This window comes from Pseudoxanthomonas sp. USHLN014 (assembly GCF_037153335.1).
GTDB classification, from domain to species: Bacteria; Pseudomonadota; Gammaproteobacteria; order Xanthomonadales; family Xanthomonadaceae; genus Pseudoxanthomonas_A; species Pseudoxanthomonas_A winnipegensis.
Map to the genome: position 1 here is coordinate 217,893 of NZ_JBBCKO010000004.1, position 17,300 is coordinate 235,192.

Annotated in this window: 17 protein-coding genes and 1 pseudogene; 3 read left to right on the plus strand and 15 right to left on the minus strand. The window is 70.5% G+C overall.

Features of this window, described 5'->3' with window-relative positions; all coding sequences use genetic code 11:
• Positions 1 to 131 precede the first annotated feature (131 nt).
• From WFQ05_RS10080 to surE, 4 genes are read right to left on the minus strand one after another with little or no spacing between them, the layout of a single operon-like run.
• Complete coding sequence (locus tag WFQ05_RS10080) at positions 132 to 932, minus strand: peptidoglycan DD-metalloendopeptidase family protein (protein WP_130533388.1); 801 nt, start codon at positions 930 to 932, stop codon at positions 132 to 134.
• Positions 933 to 940: 8 nt separating this feature from the next.
• A complete protein-coding gene (locus tag WFQ05_RS10085; protein ID WP_130521408.1) occupies positions 941 to 1,555 on the minus strand; it encodes a YqaA family protein in 615 nt (204 codons plus the stop codon).
• Positions 1,555 to 2,238, minus strand: coding sequence for a protein-L-isoaspartate(D-aspartate) O-methyltransferase (locus tag WFQ05_RS10090; protein ID WP_130521406.1), 684 nt, complete (start codon positions 2,236 to 2,238; stop codon positions 1,555 to 1,557). The genes WFQ05_RS10085 and WFQ05_RS10090 overlap by 1 nt, the downstream gene beginning before the upstream one ends.
• Positions 2,235 to 3,014, minus strand: coding sequence for a 5'/3'-nucleotidase SurE (surE, locus tag WFQ05_RS10095; RefSeq protein WP_130522869.1), 780 nt, complete (start codon positions 3,012 to 3,014; stop codon positions 2,235 to 2,237). The genes WFQ05_RS10090 and surE overlap by 4 nt, the downstream gene beginning before the upstream one ends.
• 90 nt (positions 3,015 to 3,104) lie before the next feature.
• Between surE and WFQ05_RS10100 the strand changes: the two genes are divergently transcribed.
• Both WFQ05_RS10100 and WFQ05_RS10105 read left to right on the plus strand, forming a co-directional pair.
• Positions 3,105 to 3,638, plus strand: a complete 534-nt coding sequence (locus WFQ05_RS10100; RefSeq protein WP_337053705.1) for a Smr/MutS family protein — start codon at positions 3,105 to 3,107, stop codon at positions 3,636 to 3,638.
• Between the two features lie 242 nt (positions 3,639 to 3,880).
• A complete protein-coding gene (locus tag WFQ05_RS10105) occupies positions 3,881 to 4,567 on the plus strand; it encodes a glutathione S-transferase family protein (RefSeq protein ID WP_337053706.1) in 687 nt (228 codons plus the stop codon).
• A gap of 21 nt (positions 4,568 to 4,588) precedes the next feature.
• On the opposite strand, the gene truD is transcribed toward WFQ05_RS10105, so the two are convergent.
• From truD to WFQ05_RS10160, 11 genes and pseudogenes are all read right to left on the minus strand, one after another.
• Positions 4,589 to 5,677: a tRNA pseudouridine(13) synthase TruD gene (gene truD, locus WFQ05_RS10110; protein WP_337053707.1), complete on the minus strand. Its 1,089-nt coding sequence runs from the start codon at positions 5,675 to 5,677 to the stop codon at positions 4,589 to 4,591.
• Between the two features lie 140 nt (positions 5,678 to 5,817).
• Positions 5,818 to 6,300: a 2-C-methyl-D-erythritol 2,4-cyclodiphosphate synthase gene (ispF, locus tag WFQ05_RS10115; RefSeq protein WP_286577732.1), complete on the minus strand. Its 483-nt coding sequence runs from the start codon at positions 6,298 to 6,300 to the stop codon at positions 5,818 to 5,820.
• Positions 6,301 to 6,417: 117 nt separating this feature from the next.
• Positions 6,418 to 7,098, minus strand: a pseudogene (ispD, locus tag WFQ05_RS10120) (2-C-methyl-D-erythritol 4-phosphate cytidylyltransferase); the annotation flags it as partial.
• Positions 7,095 to 7,478: a cell division protein FtsB gene (gene ftsB, locus WFQ05_RS10125; protein WP_337053708.1), complete on the minus strand. Its 384-nt coding sequence runs from the start codon at positions 7,476 to 7,478 to the stop codon at positions 7,095 to 7,097. The gene ftsB and the pseudogene ispD, both read right to left, overlap by 4 nt.
• A gap of 51 nt (positions 7,479 to 7,529) precedes the next feature.
• Positions 7,530 to 8,834 (minus strand): phosphopyruvate hydratase, encoded by a 1,305-nt coding sequence (gene eno, locus WFQ05_RS10130; RefSeq protein WP_337053709.1) that lies wholly within the window; start codon positions 8,832 to 8,834, stop codon positions 7,530 to 7,532.
• 285 nt (positions 8,835 to 9,119) lie between these two features.
• Complete coding sequence (gene kdsA, locus WFQ05_RS10135) at positions 9,120 to 9,959, minus strand: 3-deoxy-8-phosphooctulonate synthase (protein ID WP_130521390.1); 840 nt, start codon at positions 9,957 to 9,959, stop codon at positions 9,120 to 9,122.
• A 112-nt stretch (positions 9,960 to 10,071) separates the two neighbouring features.
• On the minus strand, positions 10,072 to 11,730 hold the full coding sequence (locus tag WFQ05_RS10140) for a CTP synthase (RefSeq protein ID WP_131659306.1): 1,659 nt from the start codon (positions 11,728 to 11,730) through the stop codon (positions 10,072 to 10,074).
• 155 nt (positions 11,731 to 11,885) lie between these two features.
• A complete protein-coding gene (locus WFQ05_RS10145) occupies positions 11,886 to 12,137 on the minus strand; it encodes a hypothetical protein (RefSeq protein ID WP_130521386.1) in 252 nt (83 codons plus the stop codon).
• Between the two features lie 114 nt (positions 12,138 to 12,251).
• Positions 12,252 to 12,992: a copper homeostasis protein CutC gene (locus WFQ05_RS10150; protein WP_337053710.1), complete on the minus strand. Its 741-nt coding sequence runs from the start codon at positions 12,990 to 12,992 to the stop codon at positions 12,252 to 12,254.
• A 5-nt stretch (positions 12,993 to 12,997) separates the two neighbouring features.
• Positions 12,998 to 13,999, minus strand: coding sequence for a N(4)-(beta-N-acetylglucosaminyl)-L-asparaginase (locus tag WFQ05_RS10155; protein ID WP_130533396.1), 1,002 nt, complete (start codon positions 13,997 to 13,999; stop codon positions 12,998 to 13,000).
• Between the two features lie 29 nt (positions 14,000 to 14,028).
• Positions 14,029 to 15,057 (minus strand): glucokinase, encoded by a 1,029-nt coding sequence (locus WFQ05_RS10160; protein ID WP_337053711.1) that lies wholly within the window; start codon positions 15,055 to 15,057, stop codon positions 14,029 to 14,031.
• Positions 15,058 to 15,243: 186 nt separating this feature from the next.
• Between WFQ05_RS10160 and parE the strand changes: the two genes are divergently transcribed.
• Complete coding sequence (gene parE / locus WFQ05_RS10165; RefSeq protein WP_130521378.1) at positions 15,244 to 17,133, plus strand: DNA topoisomerase IV subunit B; 1,890 nt, start codon at positions 15,244 to 15,246, stop codon at positions 17,131 to 17,133.
• Positions 17,134 to 17,300 lie beyond the last annotated feature (167 nt).

Sequence of the window (17,300 nt, forward strand, 5' to 3'; positions counted from 1 at the left end):
TCCCACAAACCGAACGAAGAGCAGCGGAGCAAGCTCCGCTCTACAGGCAGGTCGCGAGGCTTTGAGGAGACAGGCCGGCACAGAGCCTCACCGGCAAAGAGTCTCAACTGCCCCGGTGTGGTCCCGCGCGATTACTTGGGCGGCAGGTAACCCAGCGGGTCGACCGGCTTGCCGTTGTAGCGGATCTCGAAGTGCAGCATGTCGCGCGAGGCGCCGCTGCGGCCCATTTCGGCGATCTGCTGGCCGGACTTGACCCGCTGCCCCTCGTTGACCAGGCGCTTGCGGTTGTGGCCGTAGGCCGACAGCCAGGCCTCGGAGTGCTTGACGATGATCAGCTCGCCGTACCCGACCAGGCCGGCGCCGGAGTACACGACCACGCCATCGGCGGTGGCCCGCACCGCATCGCCCGCGTTGCCGGCGATGTCCACGCCCTGGTTGGAGGCATCGCCGGGCACGAAGCGCCCGACGATCTGGCCATCGGCCGGCCAGCGCCAGGCGATATCGCTCTTGACCGGCGGCGGCGCGGCGACCGGCGTCGGCGTGGCACCGGCGGGCGCGGACGTGGCGGGACGCCCGGTGGCCACCGTGGTGCCCGGACGCGCGCCATTGGAGGGGAACAGCCGCAGCGACTGGCCCGGGTAGATGGTGTAAGGCGCGGACAGGCCGTTCCACGCGGCCAGATCGGCCGGCGCGATGCCGTTGTCGGTGGCGATGCGGTACAGCGTCTGGCCGCGCTGCACGGTGACGCTCTTGCCGTACTGCGGCTTGGAGACGACCGCGCGCGGCGCGCTGGTCCCGCCGCCGACGCCAGGGCGCGAAGCAGGGCCGGAGGTGCGGGTGACGGTGCTGCTGCACGCGGCCAGCGCCAGCGCCGTGCCCATCAGCAGCGCCAGTGGCGCCACGCGTCGTGTCGGGCCAAGCCCCAGGTCCATGCCGAATCTCATCCGTTCTTTGCCCTCCACGCCAGCCAAGCCAAGACACCGAGCAGCAGCACGCTGGCGATCCAGCCGACCGGTTCGATCCAGCGGCGCAGGGCCGCTTCGGCCCGTGCCCCGCCCAGACGCAATGCCAGGGCGATGAGGAACACGCGTTTGCCTCGTCCGACCACCATGCTGGCAATGAACGGTAGCAGCGGCACTCCGACGATGCCTGAGGCCCACGTAAATATCTTCAGCGGGATGGGCGTGAACCCGGCCAGCACCAGCAGCCAGAACGCGCGCCACGGCGACTGCGCCACCAGCTCGCGCAGATGCGCGACCTGGCCATCGACCGCCGCGCGCCAGCCCAGCGCATCGATCAGCGGCTGCACCGCCGCGTAGGCGAAATGCCCCAGCGCGTAGCCCACCAGCGCGCCCAGCAGCGAACCGCCCAGGCTGATGCCGGCGAAGGAGAACGCACGCTTGGGCTGGGCCAGCGCCATCGGCGCCAGCATCACTTCCGGCGGCACCGGGAAGAAGATCGCCTCGATGAAGCTCAGGCCGAACAGCAGCCGCGGCGCGTGCCGGTTCCGCGACCAGGCGATGGCGCGGGCGTAGAGCGGACCGAACAGCTGCATCAGTCGAGGGTTCCAGACAGCAGGGGGACGAACATCACCGGCGCCAGCGTGGCCTGCTGCAGCTGGCCGTCCGCATCGCGGGTGACCTGCACCAGCGACTGCGAGGCGCTGCCGCCCACCGGAGCCACCAGCACGCCGCCAGGCGCGAGCTGATCGATCAGCGCGTCCACCAGCGCCGGGCCGGCGGCGGTGACGATGATGGCATCGAAGGGACCCTGCTCGGGCCAGCCGACGCGGCCGTCGTCATGCTTGCTGCGCACGTTCATGCCGAGCTGGCGCAGGCGCTTGCGCGCCAGGCGCAGCAGGTCGCCGATGCGCTCGACGGTGTAGACCTCCAGCCCCAGCGCCGCCAGCACCGCGGCCTGGTAGCCCGAGCCCGTGCCTACTTCGAGCACGGTCCTGGGGCTGCGCCCGGTCAGCAGCAGCTCGGTCATGCGCGCCACCACCCAGGGCTGGGAGATGGTCTGGCTGTGGCCGATCGGCAGCGCGGTGTCCTCGTAGGCGCGCGTGGCGAGCGCCTCGTCGACGAACAGGTGGCGCGGCACGGTCCCGATCGCGTTGAGCACGCGCTCGTCGACGATGCCGCCCTCGCGCAGGCGCTGGACCAGGCGGTCGCGCACGCGCTGCGAGGTCATGCCGGAGCCGGCCGCCTCGGCCGCCGGCACGCGCAGGCGTGGGGTCATGCCGCCGGCTCCAGGCCCGCGCTGAGCCCGCTGACCCAGCCGGACACGGTCTCCAGGGCCTGGTAGCGGGTCAGATCGACGTGGATCGGCGTGATCGAGATGGCGCCGCTGCGCACGGCGTGGAAGTCGGTGCCCACGCCGGCGTCCTGTTCCGGACCGGCCGGGCCGATCCAGTAGACCGTGCCGCCGCGCGGGTCGTTCTGCGGCAGGCAGGCCTCCGAGCGGTGGCGGTTGCCCAGGCGCGTGACCTCGTAGCCGCGGATGCGCTCCCACGGCAGGTCCGGCACGTTGACGTTGAGGATGGTATTGGCCGGCAGCGGATCGGCCGCCAGCCGCGCCACGATGTCCACCGCGGCGCGCGCGGCGGTCTCGAAGTGGCGAGCCTGATGATCCTGCGTGACCAGCGAGACGGCGACCGCCGGCAGGCCGAGGAAGCGCCCTTCCATCGCCGCCGACACGGTGCCCGAATAGATCACATCGTCGCCCAGGTTAGCGGCGTTGTTGATGCCCGACACGACGATGTCCGGATCGAAGTCCAGCATGCCGGTCAGCGCCAGATGCACGCAGTCGGTGGGCGTGCCGTTGACACGGATGGTGTGCGTGTCCAGCTGGCGCACGCGGATGGGCAGGTCCAGCGTCAGCGAGTTGCTGGCGCCGGAACGGTCGCGATCGGGCGCCACCACCCAGACTTCATGACCGGCGTCACGCAGGCCCTCGGCGAGAATGCGGATTCCGGGGGCGTCGACACCGTCGTCGTTTGAGACCAATACGCGCATGGGGTTCCTTCTTGGTGCGCATCGGATGATACCGGATCGATCCGCGCGCTTCGCCCTTGCGCGACGCGCCCGGCCACGTACCCTGCCTGCATGAGCGACGCGCGCGACGACGACGACAGCGACCTGTTCCGCACGGCCATCGGCCCGGTGCGGCGCCTGGACGACGCGCCGACGCCGCCGCGCGGGCCGCGCCCACGCCCGGCCGCACGTATGGCCCAGGCCGACGAGCGCGCGGCGATGAGCGAATTCCGCCAGGCGCTGGAGGCCATGCCGATCGGCGCGGGCGATGTGCTGGCGCATCGCGTCGAGGCGCTGCCGGTGACCGTGTTCAACCGGCTCAAGCGCGGTCAGTTCTCCGTCCAGGACGAGCTGGATCTGCATGGTGCCACCGCGGGCCAGGCCGAGACGGCGCTGCGCCTGTTCCTGCGCAATGCCCAGCGCAGCGGCAGCGCCTGCGTGCGCATCATCCACGGCAAGGGCCTGGGCTCGGAGGCGGAGATCCCGGTGCTGAAGAACGTGGTGGACCGCGTGCTGCGCCAGCGCAGCGACGTGCTGGCCTTCCATTCCGCGCCGCCCGCGCAGGGCGGCACCGGCGCGGTGCTGGTGCTACTGGCGGCGCGCTGAAGCGCCAAACGCAAGCATGACGTGTCGATCTGCCGCCCGCCCGCACGTCGTGCGGGATGGACCGACAACACAGACCGACGCCGCGAGGAATCGCCCCCACCCCAAAGCGGCAAAGGCAAAGCGCGTCGTGCCCGCGAAGGCAGAAACCCGCGGTCTTCGACTTGCCACGCACGAGTCGCCGGGTCCGCGCTTTGGCGGGAACGACCGATGGGGCGCCAGCCACTTCACATCGAGGATTTCCCATGCTTCCGACGATCACCGCCTTCGAACGCTCGCCCGATCGCGGGCGCGGCCTGGCCCGCGACATGCGCGTGCGCTGGGCGCTGGAGGAAGTCGGCCAGCCCTACGCGGTGCGCCTGCTGTCCTTCGAAGCGATGCGACAGCCGACGCACCGGGCGCGCCATCCCTTCGGCCAGATTCCCACCTATGAACAGGACGGGCTAGTGCTGTTCGAATCCGGCGCGATCGTGCTGCACATCGCCCAGACCCATCCCGGCCTGCTGCCCGAGGCTCCCGACGCCAGGCTGCGCGCGGTGTCGTGGATGTTCGCCGCGCTCAACACGATCGAGCCACCGGTGTTCGAGCGCGCGCTATGCGTGGTCCTGGAGCGGCAGACGCCGTGGTTCGCCGAACGTCTGGAGACGCTGGACAAGCGCGTGCGCCAGCGCCTGGGCGAGCTGTCCCTTCATCTGGGCCAAAGCCCGTGGCTCGACGGCGAGTTCAGCGCCGGCGATCTGCTGATGCTCAGCGTGCTGCTGCGGCTGCAGGGCTCGACGCTGCTGGAGGAACATCCCAACCTGCTCCACTACCTGGCGCGCGGCACCGCGCGGCCGGCGTTCAAGCGCGCCTTCCAGGCGCAGGCGGAGGTCTTCCTGCAGGCGCAGCAGGCCGATGCGCAGGCCAGCCCGGGACCGCGCGGCGACGCGTGATGCGCCGCACGGTCGCTTCGCTCAGACGATGCGGTTCGCCTCGCGCACGGCGCCCAGTTCGTGCAGCAGCGCGGTGGCGTAGCTGCCGGGCGCCAGGCCGAAGCGCAGTTCGAGCGTATCGGCGTCGTGCCAATACCACTGCAGCTCATCGGCGCGTTGGCGCAGGGCGCGGCGCTCCTGCTTCAAGCGCGCGTCCTCCAGGCCGGCGCGCAGCGCGGGGCCGTCGCCTTCGCCGAGCACCTGCGCCTCCAGCGCGGCGCAGGCGCCTTCCACGCGCGGCGCGCCCTCGCCCCACAGCGGGCCGCTGGGATGGATGTCGAAGGCCGCCAGGCGCTCGGCCAGCGCCGCGCTCCACGGCTCCGGCCCGAACACGCTGCGGCTGCCGGCCAGCATCCAGACCTCGCCGTCCAGGCCGCGCTCCCAGCTGCCATCGAGCACGCGCGCGGTCAGCACGCGGTTGAACAGCTCCGAGCGCGCCGCCGACAGCAGCAGCGAGCGCTGCTCGCGCCTGACGTGCTTCTTCGGGGCGCGCGCGCCGGCGGCGGATTCCTGCGCGGGACCGGCATGTCCGAACATTTCCAGGGCCTGGGCAACATTGCCGCCGCCGCGGCCGAAGCGCTGCTCGCCGAACCAGTTGGGCAGCCCACGCGCGGCGATCTCGCCCAGGCGTTGCTCGATCGCCTCGCGCTCGCCGCGCACATGGCGCAGCACCAGCGTGAAGCGATTGCCCTCCAGCGCGCCGCGCGGCAGCTTGCGGTTGTGCCAGGCGGATTCGACGACTTCCAGGTTGGGCGTGGCCAGCGTGGCCAGATCGGGCGCCACGCGCTTGGGCAGGTGCACGCTGAAGCGCTGGGTGGTGACCGCGTGGCGGTCCTTCAGCCCGGCGTAGCCGATGCCGACCTCGCCGATGCCGGCCCAGCGCGCCAGCGTGCGCGCCACCTCGGCCGTGTTGAGGCCGCGCTTGCGCAGCGTCAGCAGCAGGTGCTCGCCCTCGCCGTGCGGCGCGAAGGCGTCGCATTCGTCGACCTGGAAATCCTCAGGCTGGGTGCGGAACACCGCCTCCAGCACCGGCGGCCCGAAGGCAAGGGGAAGCGATGATGTCTCGGTCATAGGGCCTTGCATTCTCGTAGCGCCGAGCTTGCTCGGCTGGGGCTTGCTCGCCCGATTCCGTAGAGCCGAGCTTGCTCGGCTGGGGCTTTCCCGGGAAGGCCTCAGCCGAGCAAGCTCGGCTCTACAACCCGTCGGTCGAATTAGGCCTGCACCAGCAGCACCACGGCCTGCGCGGCGATGCCTTCGCCGCGCCCGGTGAAGCCCAGCTTCTCGGTCGTGGTGGCCTTGACGCTGACCGCGTCGGCGGCCACGCCCAGCACCTGCGCCAGATGCGTGCACATGGCCAGCGCGTGCGGGCCGACCTTGGGCCGCTCGCACATCACGGTCACATCGGCGTTGCCCACCTGCCAGCCGCGCGCGCGCGCCAGGCCGGCGCAGTGCTCGAGGAACTGGGTGCTGTCGGCGCCTTCCCAGCGCGGATCGGTCGGCGGGAAGTGGCGGCCGATGTCGCCCAGCGCCAGCGCGCCGAGGATGGCGTCGCACAGCGCATGGATCACCACATCGCCATCGCTGTGCGCGAGCACGCCGCGACTGTGCTCCACGCGTACGCCGCCCAGCATCACGTGGTCGCCATCGGGCGCGAAGGCGTGGACGTCGAAGCCCTGGCCGATGCGGATGGGCAAGGCGGGACCGGGGGAAGCAGAAGCCTGCTCCGTTCGATGATCCTGCTGTTGCTGTTGCTGTGGCATCTGCACCCGCTCCTCCCGGGTCACCGGTCCCCGGTCTCCGGTCCCGGCTCCCACGATGTAGGCGAACCGGTCCAGATCCCCCGGCGTGGTGATCTTGAAGTTGGTGTCGTTGCCCTCGACCAGCAGCGGGCGCAGGCCCTGGCGCTCCATGGCCATCGATTCGTCGGTGACCTCGATGCCGGCACCGGCGGCCTCGTCCAGGGCGCGGGTCAGCTGCAGGCGGCGGAACATCTGCGGGGTCAGCGCGCGCCACAGGCGCTCGCGCGGCTCGGTGGCGTCCACGCCACCGTCGTCGCCCGCGCGCTTGAGCGTATCGCGCACCGGCGCGGCCAGCAGCGCGCCGACCGGGTCTTCGCGGCCGCGTTCGATCAGCCGCTCCAGATCGGCATCGGCCAGATTGGGCCGGGCCGCGTCGTGGACCAGCACGAAGTCGTCGGCGCGCACGTGCTCGGGCAGCGCCTGCAGTGCGGCCAGCACCGAGGCCGCGCGCGTGCCGCCGCCGACGCAGGCCAGCACCGGCTTGCCGCCGAAGGCGGTCCAGCCCGGCCACCATGGGTCATCGGCCGACACGGCCACCACCGCACCCTCGACCAGCGGATGGCCCAGCAGCGCGGCCAGGGTCCAGGCCAGCACCGACTGCCCGCCGACTTCCAGATACTGCTTGGGCACTTCGCCGCCGAAGCGCGTGCCGCGGCCGGCCGCGGGAATCACCACCCAGATCCCACGCATCAATTGCCCTCTGCCTGCACGGCGTCTTCTTCGGAGATCTGCGCCGGCTCGCTGGCGGCAGGCGCCGACGGGGGCGCGGGCAACGCATCGCCCTGCGCCGGCGCGGTGTCGACCACGCGGTAGAACTTCTCGCCGGGCTTGATCATGCCCAGCTCGCTGCGCGCGCGTTCTTCCACTGCGGCCTCGCCGGACTTGAGATCCTCGACCTCGGCGGCCAGCGCCGCGTTGCGCTCGCGCAGGCCCTCGTTCTCGCGGGTCTGGCTGGCCACCTGCGCCTTCATGGCGATCACCTCGCCCGAACTGCCGCGTCCGAACCACAGGTGGTACTGCAGGAAGGCCAGCAGTCCCACCAGCACCAGCAGCAGCCAGCGCCACTTGGCCATGTCAGCCCCCGCGTACGGGGTGGAAGCGGCGCCGGCCCATCACGCGCACCCTCAGCGCTTGAGCGACACGAACGCGTTGCGACCGGCGTAGCGCGCGGCCGAACCCAGCGCCTCTTCGATGCGCAGCAGCTGGTTGTACTTGGCCACGCGGTCCGAGCGGGACAGCGAGCCGGTCTTGATCTGCGTGGCGGTGGTGGCCACGGCGATGTCGGCGATGGTGGTGTCCTCGGTCTCGCCCGAGCGGTGCGAGACGATCGCCGCGTAGCCGGCGTGGTGGGCCATGGCGATGGCTTCCAGCGTCTCGGTCAGCGTGCCGATCTGGTTGACCTTGATCAGGATGGCGTTGGCCGTGTGCGACTCGATGCCTTCCTTGAAGATCTTCGGATTGGTGACGAACAGATCGTCGCCGACCAGCTGCACCGTCTTGCCCAGGCGCTCGGTCAGCTGCTTCCAGCCGGTCCAGTCGTCCTCGGCCATGCCGTCCTCGATGGTGATGATCGGGTACTGGGCGACCCAGTCGGCGAGGAAATCGACGAACTGCTCGGAGGTCAGGCGCTTGTTCTCGCCCACCAGGTTGTACTTGCCGTTGTCGTGGAACTCGCTGGAGGCCACGTCCAGGCCCAGCAGGATGTCCTCGCCGGCGGTGTAGCCGGCCTTGCCGATGGCCTCCAGGATGGAGTCCAGCGCCTCGACGTTGCTGCGGAAGTCCGGGGCGAAGCCGCCCTCGTCGCCCACCGCGGTGCTCAGGCCGTGGCCCTTGAGCACGCTCTTGAGGGCGTGGAAGATCTCGGTGCCGGCGCGCAGCGACTCGGAAAACGAGGCGAAGCCGGCGGGCAAGACCATAAACTCCTGGAAGTCGACGTTGTTGTCGGCGTGGGCGCCGCCGTTGATGATGTTCATCATCGGCAGCGGCAGGGTCGGCTGCCAGTCGGCCGGATGCTCGCTGGTGTCGGCCAGGTAGCGCCACAGCGGCTTGCCTTCGGAGGCGGCCACGGCATGGGCGTTGGCCAGCGACACGCCCAGCAGCGCGTTGGCGCCCAGGCGGCCCTTGTTCTCGGTGCCGTCCAGATCGATCAGGCGGCGGTCCAGGCCTTCCTGGTCGACCGCATCGAAGCCGGTCAGCGCGTTGGCGATGGCGGTGTTGACGTGCTCGACCGCCTTGCGCACGCCCTTGCCCAGGTAGCGGGTCTTGTCGCCATCGCGCAGCTCCACCGCCTCCCTGGCGCCGGTCGAGGCGCCGGAGGGCACGGCCGCACGGCCAAAGGAACCATCGGTGAGCGTGACTTCCGCCTCCAGCGTGGGGTTGCCACGGGAGTCGAGGATTTCGCGGGCGTGGATCTTGGCGATGTTGGTCATGGGATCTGGTTGGGCTCTATCGATCGGATGAGGGACGAGGGGAGTGGCCTGGGGCCCAGGGCCGCAGACCAGGCATGGCCACGTGCGTCTGCCAGGCGGCGACGCGCGCGTTCGAGCTAGGGGCGATTGTAGAAGGTGCCGCCGCGCGGCGGTTGATCGGCCGACGCGCCTGGGCGGCGACCGCTGGACTGGCACCGCAATGGCGGGTGACGGCGACGGCACGCGCGCCGCAGGCCAGGCGGCTCAGGCCGGCGAACCCGCGCGACGGGGGCGCACCGGGCGGCATCAGGCCTTGACGCCGTCTTCCAGGAAGCCGTTCTTCTTGGTGATCGAATCCAGCGCCAGCAGGGTCTCCAGCAGCGCCTCCATCTTGTCCAGCGGCCAGGCGTTGGGGCCGTCGGACAGCGCGTGGGCCGGGTCGGGATGGGTCTCGGCGAACAGGCCGGCCACGCCCACGGCCACCGCCGCGCGCGCCAGCACCGGCACGAACTCGCGCTGGCCGCCCGAGCTGGTGCCCTGCCCGCCCGGCAGCTGCACCGAATGGGTCGCATCGAACACCACCGGGCAGCCGGTGTCGCGCATCACCGACAGCGAGCGCATGTCGCTGACCAGGTTGTTGTAGCCGAAGGACGCGCCGCGCTCGCACACTAGGATGTCCTGGTTGCCGGTCGACTTGGCCTTCTCCACCACCGGCTTCATGTCCCAGGGCGAGAGGAACTGTCCCTTCTTGATGTTCACCGGGCGGCCGGCGGCGCACACATTGCGGATGAAGTCGGTCTGGCGCACCAGGAAGGCCGGGGTCTGCAGCACGTCGACGACCGCGGCGACCTCGTTCATCGGCGTGTATTCGTGCACGTCGGTCAGCACGGGAACGCCGATCTGCCGCTTCACGGCCTCCAGCACCTTGAGGCCCTCTTCCAGGCCGGGGCCGCGGAAGGACGTGCCCGAGGTGCGGTTGGCCTTGTCGAAGCTGGACTTGAAGATGAAGTTCATCCCCAGCTTGCCGGTGATCTCCTTCAGCTTGCCGGCCACGTCCAGCTGCAGCTGCATCGACTCGATCACGCAGGGGCCGGCGATCAGGAACAGCGGCTGGTCCAGGCCAACCTCGAATCCACAGAGTTTCATTGGGAATCTCGTTTGATGTGAGAGGAAGCGGGAACGAGTGGAGAGGAACGAGACTCGAGTCCGAGCGACGAGCTCTGGCTCGTTCCTCGTTCCTGGTCGCTCGTTCCTGCCTTCACGCCCTGGCTTCTTTGAGCAGCTTGCCGCCGGCCTTGCGCTCGCGCGCGGCGCGGATGAAGCCGACGAACAGCGGATGACCCTCGCGCGGGGTGGACAGGAACTCCGGGTGCGCCTGGCAGGCCAGGTACCACGGGTGCTTGTCGCGCGGCAGCTCGACCATCTCCACCAGCGTGTCGTCCATCGACTTGGCGCTGATCACCAGGCCAGCGTCCTCGAGCTGGGTGCGATAGCGGTTGTTGAACTCGTAGCGATGGCGATGACGCTCGGCCACAACGTCGCTGCCGTACAGCTCGCGGGCGAGCGTGCCGGGCTTGAGGCGCTGCTCCTGCAGCCCCAGGCGCATGGTGCCGCCCAGGTCGGAGCGCTCGTCGCGCTTTTCCACATCGCCCGAGGCGGTACGCCATTCGGTGATCAGGCCGATCACCGGATGCGGGGACTGCTTGTCGTTCTCGGTGCTGTTGGCGCCGGCCAGGCCGCAGACATGGCGCGCGTAGTCCACCACCGCCGCCTGCATGCCGTAGCAGATGCCGAAGTACGGCACGCCGTGTTCGCGCGCGTACTGCGCGGTCAGCACCTTGCCCTCGAAGCCGCGATCGCCGAAGCCGCCCGGCACCAGGATGCCGTCCACGCCGTCCAGGTCGGCGGTGCCGGCCTCGATGTCCTGCGATTCGAGCCACTTGAGGTTCACGCGCGTGCGCTGGCGCAGGCCGCCGTGCTTGAGCGCCTCGCCGACCGACTTGTAGGCGTCCTTGTGGTCCACGTACTTGCCGACCACCGCGATGGTGACCTCGTCCAGCGGGTTGACCGTCGCATCGACCGCGGCCTCCCACTCGCGCAGGTCGGCCTCCTGCCTGGCCGGCAGCTTCAGGCGGTCGACCACGAACTGGTCCAGCCCCTGCTCCTTCAGCCCCAGCGGGATCTTGTAGAGCACATCGACGTCGCGCAGGCTGATCACCGCGCGCTCGGAGACGTTGGTGAACAGCGCGATCTTGCGGCGCTCGCCGTCCGGGATCTCCTGCTCGGAGCGGCACAGCAGCACGTCGGGCTGGATGCCGATCGAGCGCAGCTCCTTGACCGAGTGCTGGGTCGGCTTGGTCTTCAGTTCGCCGGCGGCGGCGATGTAGGGCACCAGGGTCAGGTGCATGAAGACAGCCTTCTCCTGGCCGCGCTCGGTGCGGATCTGGCGGATCGCCTCCAGGAACGGCAGCGACTCGATGTCGCCCACCGTGCCGCCGATCTCGATCAGGCCCACGTCGAAGCCGGCCACGGCCTCGTCGATGCTGCGCTTGATCTCGTCGGTGATGTGCGGGATGACCTGCACGGTCGCGCCCAGGTAGTCGCCGCGGCGCTCCTTGCGGATGACGTTCTCGTAGATGCGCCCGGTGGTGACCGAGTTCTTGCGGCTCAGGCGCGTGCGCACGAAGCGCTCGTAGTGGCCCAGGTCCAGGTCGGTCTCGGCGCCGTCGTCGGTGACGTAGACCTCACCGTGCTGGAACGGGCTCATCGTGCCCGGGTCGACGTTGATGTAGGGGTCCAGCTTCATCATCGTGACCTTCAGGCCACGCGCTTCGAGAATGGACGCGAGCGAGGCGGCGGCGATGCCCTTGCCAAGCGAGGACACCACGCCGCCGGTCACGAAAATCAGGGGAGTCATGGATCTGAGGGCTCCAGGAAAGCCATAGTCTACCGGCACCGAACCGGACGGCCAAACCTCGCGAGCGAAAAAGGCCTTTCCGATCCGCGTGCGCGGTTACAAAAACGCCCGCGCCCCGACGGGCGGGGCGCGGGCGGACGGCGGAAAGGGAAGGATCAGCGCTTGCGGGCTTCCTCTTCCTCTTCTTCGCTCGGGGCCGGGGCGTGCTGGTCCTGGCCCTTCATGCGGGCCTCGTTGGCGGCACGGCGCGCGGCGCGCTTCTCGGCCTCGCTGCGGGTGTCCTCGGGCTTGGCCGCGGCGCTGGCCTTGCCTTCGACCTGGGGCGCGGCGGACTGGGCCAGCGCCACGGCGGCGGAGGACAGCGCGGCGACGGCGCCGGCGAGCAACAGGACGGTGCGGGTTTTCATGGGGCCTCCTGTGAGGTTCCTTCAAGGTGCGTCGCCGCGCGAAGGCGCAGCTGGACGACGCGACAAGGCTACGCCGGGCTTGTTCAGCCAGGCCTGAATGCGGCGGACGGCCGGCTAGGCCTGGTTTGCGGCGATTTCGTCCAGGCGCGCGCGCAGGGCCCGCACCTGATTGGCGTCGGTGCGCCAGTAGCCGCCCTCGAGCCCGGGCAGATCGCTACTGCCCTGCCCGGCCTGGAAGGCCTTGGCCGAGGCATGGACCTCGCCCACCCCGGTGCGGCGCACCAGCTCGGCCACGTTGTCCGGCGTCAGGCCGGCGCCGGCCATCACCGACAGCCGCCCGGCCGCCTGCGCGCGGGCGGCGGCGATGGACGCCGCGCCCTGCGGGGCGCCGGCGGCCTGGCCCGAGGTCAGCACGCGCTCGCAGCCCAGGGCGATGATCTGCTCCAGGGCGCGCCGCGGGTCGCGCACGCTGTCGAAGGCGCGGTGGAAGGTCACGCCCAGCGGCCCGGCCGCGGCGACCAGGGAGGCGCAGCCTTCCGTGTCGATCTCGCCCCCGGCGGTCAGCGCGCCGATCACCACGCCGTCGCAGCCCAGGCGCACGCACAGGGCGATATCGCGACGCATCGCCTCCCACTCGGCCGGCGAATAGACGAAATCGCCGCCGCGCGGGCGGATCAGCACGTACAGCGGGATCGACAGCCGCTCGCGCGCCAGCGCCAGGGTGCCGTAGGACGGCGTGCAGCCGCCCTCGCCCAGGTTCTCGCACAGTTCGACCCGGTCCGCGCCGCCGGCCTGGGCGGCCAGGGCCGATTCCAGCGCGTTGGCCGCGATCTCCAGCTTCACCCGCTCGGCCATGCCGCTCAGGTCTGCTCGGTGCTGTAGATCGACGGCGACGGCAGCAGCGCGTCCTGCCTGGCCGCATCGCAGACCGCGTAGACGAAGCCCTTGTGCAGCGCGAACGCGCCGACCTCGCCGTGCTTGTTCAGCGCCAGGAAGCACACCTGCAGCGTCTTGCTGGCCTCCGGGCGCTTGGCGACCACCCGTTCGATGGCTTCGCGGCAGGCCTCGGCCGGGCTGCGGCCCTGGCGCATCAGCTCGACCACCAGGAAGCTGGCGGCGTTGCGGATCATCTCCTCGCCCACGCCCGAGGCGGTGGCACCGCCGACGTCGTTGTCCACGTACAGGCCGGCGCCGATGATCGGGCTATCGCCGACCCGGCCGCGCATCTTCCAGGCCATGCCGCTGGTGGTGCAGGCACCGGCCAGCTTGCCGCTGGCGTCGATGGCCAGCATGCCGATGGTGTCGTGATTTTCCTTGTTGCCGGGCAGGCCGCGGCGCTCGACGTTGATCTCCGGCGCGTACTTGGAGGTCTTGAGCCATTCCTTCCAGGCCTTCTCGGCCTCGGGCGTGCGCAGGTCGCGCACGGTGAAGCCTTGTTCGACCGCGAACTGCTGCGCGCCGGCGCCGACCAGCATCACGTGCGGGGTCTTTTCCATGACCAGGCGCGCCACCGAGATGGGGTGATCGATGCCTTCGATCGCCGCGACCGAGCCGCAGCTGCCGTCGCCCTTCATGATGCTGGCGTCCAGGGTCACGTGGCCGTCGCGGTCGGGATAGCCGCAGCGCCCGACCGTGGAATTGCACTGCCCGGTCTCGGCCCAGCGCGCGCCGGCCTCGACCGCGTCGATCGCGCTGCCGCCCTTGCCCAGCACCGCCCAGGCGGCCTGGTTGGCCGGCACGCCGAAGTCCCAGGTCGACACCACCTTGGCGCCGCTGGCGCCGGTCTGGGCCAGGCCGCGCGGCAGCGCCGCCGCGCCGGCAACCAGAAGCGAGGACTGCAGGAAGGTGCGGCGGGTGGACATGGCAGGGCTCCGTCGTGGGGTCGGTGGGGTCAGAAGAGGTCGGGCTGGGCCGCGCACCAGGCGGCGGCACCGATGATGCCCAGTTGTCCGTGCGCGATGCACGCCACCGGCACCTGCCGCAGCGCGCTGGACAGCACGCCCTTGTCGTGGAAGCGGCGCATGAAGCCGCCGGCCTCCAGGTGCTGGCCCAGATGGCCGGCCAGGCCGCCGGCCAGGTACACCGAGCGCGCGCAGAAGGTGATCGCCAGGTCCCCGGCCAGGCTGCCCAGCCACTGGCAGAACAGGTCCAGGCACTCGACCGCCAGCGCGTCGCGCCGGTCCTCGGCCGCGGCCACCAGCTCGGCGGGCGTGGCGAACGCCGGCGTGGCGCCGCGCAGTTCGCACAGGGCGGTGTAGAGGTGCAGCAAGCCGGTGCCGGACAGCGCGCGCTCGTTGTCCACGTGGCCGAACCGGCGCTGCAGCACGCGCACCACGTCCAGCTCCAGGTCCGTGGCCGCGGCCAGCGCGGCGTGCCCGGCCTCGCTGGGCCAGACGACGAAGCCCGCCGGGCCCTGCATCGCCAGCGCCGCGCCCAGCCCGGTGCCGGGCCCCAGCAGCAGCGCGGGAAACTGCACGCCGGTGGCCGGCTCGCCGGTCAGCGGCCGGATCTGGTCGAGGGCCACGTGCGGCAAGGCCCAGGCCAGGGCCTGGAAGTCGTTGATCAGGTGCAGCCGCTGCAGGCCGGCCTGGCGCTGGGTGTCGGCCAGCGACACCGGCCAGGGCAGGTTGGCGTTGAGCAGCGTATCGCCCTGCAGCAGGCCGGCGATGGCGACTACGGCGGCTGTCGGGCAGGCCTCTTCCGCGGCACGCAGTTCCTCGGCGAAGCGCAGCAGCACGGCGGCCAGGCTGGGGAAATCGGCGCCGGCATAGCGCCGGTGCAGCCGCAGCCGCGGCGCGTGCCCGGGCGCAAGCTCGACCAGGCCCAGACGGGCGTAGGTGCCGCCGACGTCGGCGGCGATCAGCTGTTGGATTCCGGCCTGGCCGGGGGCGCCCGCTGTCTCACGGGCGGCGACTTGCACCACTGACAATCTCCTCACCGATGGCGCGCGTCGCACCCGCTGGCGGGCGATTGTATCGGCAAGCGTGGCCCGCCCACGCCTCCGCAGCGCCCACAGCCGGGGCAAAGCCGCGCGAACGTGCAAATCCAGACCCCAGACCGCACACTTGCCGCCCTTCGTGGCACCCACACGACCTGATCGAGTTCAATGAATACCCGCTACAACGCTGCCGATATCGAAGTCCTCTCCGGCCTGGACCCGGTCAAGCGCCGGCCCGGCATGTACACCGACACCTCGCGCCCCAATCACCTGGCGCAGGAAGTCATCGACAACTCGGTGGACGAGGCGCTGGGCGGCCATGCCAGGACCGTGGAGGTCACCCTGTACAAGGACGGCAGCGTCGAGGTGGCCGACGACGGCCGCGGCATGCCGGTGGACATCCACCCGGAGGAGAAGATCCCCGGCGTCGAGCTGATCCTCACCCGCCTGCACGCCGGCGGCAAGTTCAGCAACAAGAACTACACCTTCTCCGGCGGCCTGCACGGCGTGGGCGTGAGCGTGGTCAACGCGCTGTCCACGCTGGTGGAGATCCACATCAAGCGCGAGGGTGCCGAGCACCGCATCACCTTCCGCGACGGCGACCGCGCCAGCCCGCTGGAGGTGGTCGGCACGGTCGGCAAGAAGAACACCGGCACGCGCCTGCGCTTCTGGCCCGACCCGAAGTACTTCGACACGCCCAAGATCAACGTGCGCGCCCTGCGCCACCTGCTGCGCGCCAAGGCCGTGCTGTGCCCGGGCCTAACGGTCAAGCTGTTCGACGAGGCCACCGGCGAGCAGGACAGCTGGCACTACGAGGACGGCCTGCGCGACTACCTCAAGGGCGAGCTGGCCGGGCGCGAGCTGCTGCCGGCCGAGCTGTTCGTCGGCGTGCTGAAGAAGGACACCGAGGTGGTGGACTGGGCCGTGGCCTGGGTGCCGGAAGGCGAGCTGGTGCAGGAGAGCTACGTCAACCTGATCCCCACCGCCCAGCACGGCACCCACGTCAACGGCCTGCGCTCGGGCCTGACCGATGCGCTGCGCGAGTTCTGCGACTTCCGCAACCTGCTGCCGCGCGGGATCAAGCTGGCGCCGGAGGACGTGTGGGACCGGGTCGCCTTCGTGCTCAGCCTGAAGATGACCGACCCGCAGTTCTCCGGCCAGACCAAGGAGCGCCTGTCCTCGCGCCAGGCCGCAGGCTTCATCGAGGGCGCCGCGCACGACGCCTTCAGCCTGTGGCTCAACCAGCATGTCGAGACCGGCCTGCAGATCGCCCAGATCGCCATCGACCGCGCCAGCGCGCGGCTGAAGACCGAGAAGCAGATCGTCCGCAAGAAGGTCACTTCCGGCCCCGCCCTGCCCGGCAAGCTGGCCGACTGCATCAGCCAGGACCTCTCGCGCACCGAGCTGTTCCTGGTGGAAGGCGACTCGGCCGGCGGCAGCGCCAAGCAGGCGCGCGACAAGGACTTCCAGGCGATCATGCCGCTGCGCGGCAAGATCCTGAACACCTGGGAAGTGGCCTCCGGCAGCGTGCTGGCCTCCGAGGAAGTGCACAACCTGGCCATCGCCATCGGCTGCGACCCGGGCAAGGACGACATCTCCGGCCTGCGCTACGGCAAGGTGGTGATCCTGGCCGACGCCGACTCCGACGGCCTGCACATCGCCACCCTGCTCTCGGCCCTGTTCCTCAAGCATTTCCCGGCGCTGGTCGCCGCCGGCCACGTATTCGTGGCGATGCCGCCGCTGTTCCGCGTGGACGTGGGCAAGCAGGTGTTCTACGCGCTGGACGAGGAGGAGAAGCGCCTGCTGCTGGAAAAGATCGCGCGCGAGAAGCTCAAGGGCCAGGTCAACGTGACCCGCTTCAAGGGCCTGGGCGAGATGAATCCCTCGCAGCTGCGCGAATCGACCATCCATCCCGACACCCGCCGCCTGGTCCAGCTGACCGTGGACGACGCCGAGCAGACCACCGGCCTGATGGACATGCTGCTGGCCAAGAAGCGGGCTTCGGACAGGAAGGCCTGGCTCGAAACCAAGGGCGATCTGGCGTCGCTGGAAGTGTGATCCTGGCGATTCACTTTTATCAGCCGTAGCGACGGCCCGGACGCCGCTACGCCGGAAACATCCGCGCGACGTGGCTGGAGACGAAGGGAGACCTGGCCTCGCTGGAAGTCTGAGCGCAGCTGTGCGCGTTGAGAAGTGAGGCGTGAGCCAAAGCGGACGCTCCCGCT

What these genes read in the sequence shown, in the direction of transcription:
- WFQ05_RS10080 (WP_130533388.1), bottom strand. Translation starts at nt 932, where the DNA reads ATGGACCTGGGGCTTGGCCCGACACGACGCGTGGCGCCACTGGCGCTG.
- WFQ05_RS10085 (WP_130521408.1), bottom strand. Translation starts at nt 1,555, where the DNA reads ATGCAGCTGTTCGGTCCGCTCTACGCCCGCGCCATCGCCTGGTCGCGG.
- WFQ05_RS10090 (WP_130521406.1), bottom strand. Translation starts at nt 2,238, where the DNA reads ATGACCCCACGCCTGCGCGTGCCGGCGGCCGAGGCGGCCGGCTCCGGC.
- surE (WP_130522869.1), bottom strand. Translation starts at nt 3,014, where the DNA reads ATGCGCGTATTGGTCTCAAACGACGACGGTGTCGACGCCCCCGGAATC.
- WFQ05_RS10100 (WP_337053705.1), top strand. Translation starts at nt 3,105, where the DNA reads ATGAGCGACGCGCGCGACGACGACGACAGCGACCTGTTCCGCACGGCC.
- WFQ05_RS10105 (WP_337053706.1), top strand. Translation starts at nt 3,881, where the DNA reads ATGCTTCCGACGATCACCGCCTTCGAACGCTCGCCCGATCGCGGGCGC.
- truD (WP_337053707.1), bottom strand. Translation starts at nt 5,677, where the DNA reads ATGACCGAGACATCATCGCTTCCCCTTGCCTTCGGGCCGCCGGTGCTG.
- ftsB (WP_337053708.1), bottom strand. Translation starts at nt 7,478, where the DNA reads ATGGCCAAGTGGCGCTGGCTGCTGCTGGTGCTGGTGGGACTGCTGGCC.
- eno (WP_337053709.1), bottom strand. Translation starts at nt 8,834, where the DNA reads ATGACCAACATCGCCAAGATCCACGCCCGCGAAATCCTCGACTCCCGT.
- kdsA (WP_130521390.1), bottom strand. Translation starts at nt 9,959, where the DNA reads ATGAAACTCTGTGGATTCGAGGTTGGCCTGGACCAGCCGCTGTTCCTG.
- WFQ05_RS10140 (WP_131659306.1), bottom strand. Translation starts at nt 11,730, where the DNA reads ATGACTCCCCTGATTTTCGTGACCGGCGGCGTGGTGTCCTCGCTTGGC.
- WFQ05_RS10145 (WP_130521386.1), bottom strand. Translation starts at nt 12,137, where the DNA reads ATGAAAACCCGCACCGTCCTGTTGCTCGCCGGCGCCGTCGCCGCGCTG.
- WFQ05_RS10150 (WP_337053710.1), bottom strand. Translation starts at nt 12,992, where the DNA reads ATGGCCGAGCGGGTGAAGCTGGAGATCGCGGCCAACGCGCTGGAATCG.
- WFQ05_RS10155 (WP_130533396.1), bottom strand. Translation starts at nt 13,999, where the DNA reads ATGTCCACCCGCCGCACCTTCCTGCAGTCCTCGCTTCTGGTTGCCGGC.
- parE (WP_130521378.1), top strand. Translation starts at nt 15,244, where the DNA reads ATGAATACCCGCTACAACGCTGCCGATATCGAAGTCCTCTCCGGCCTG.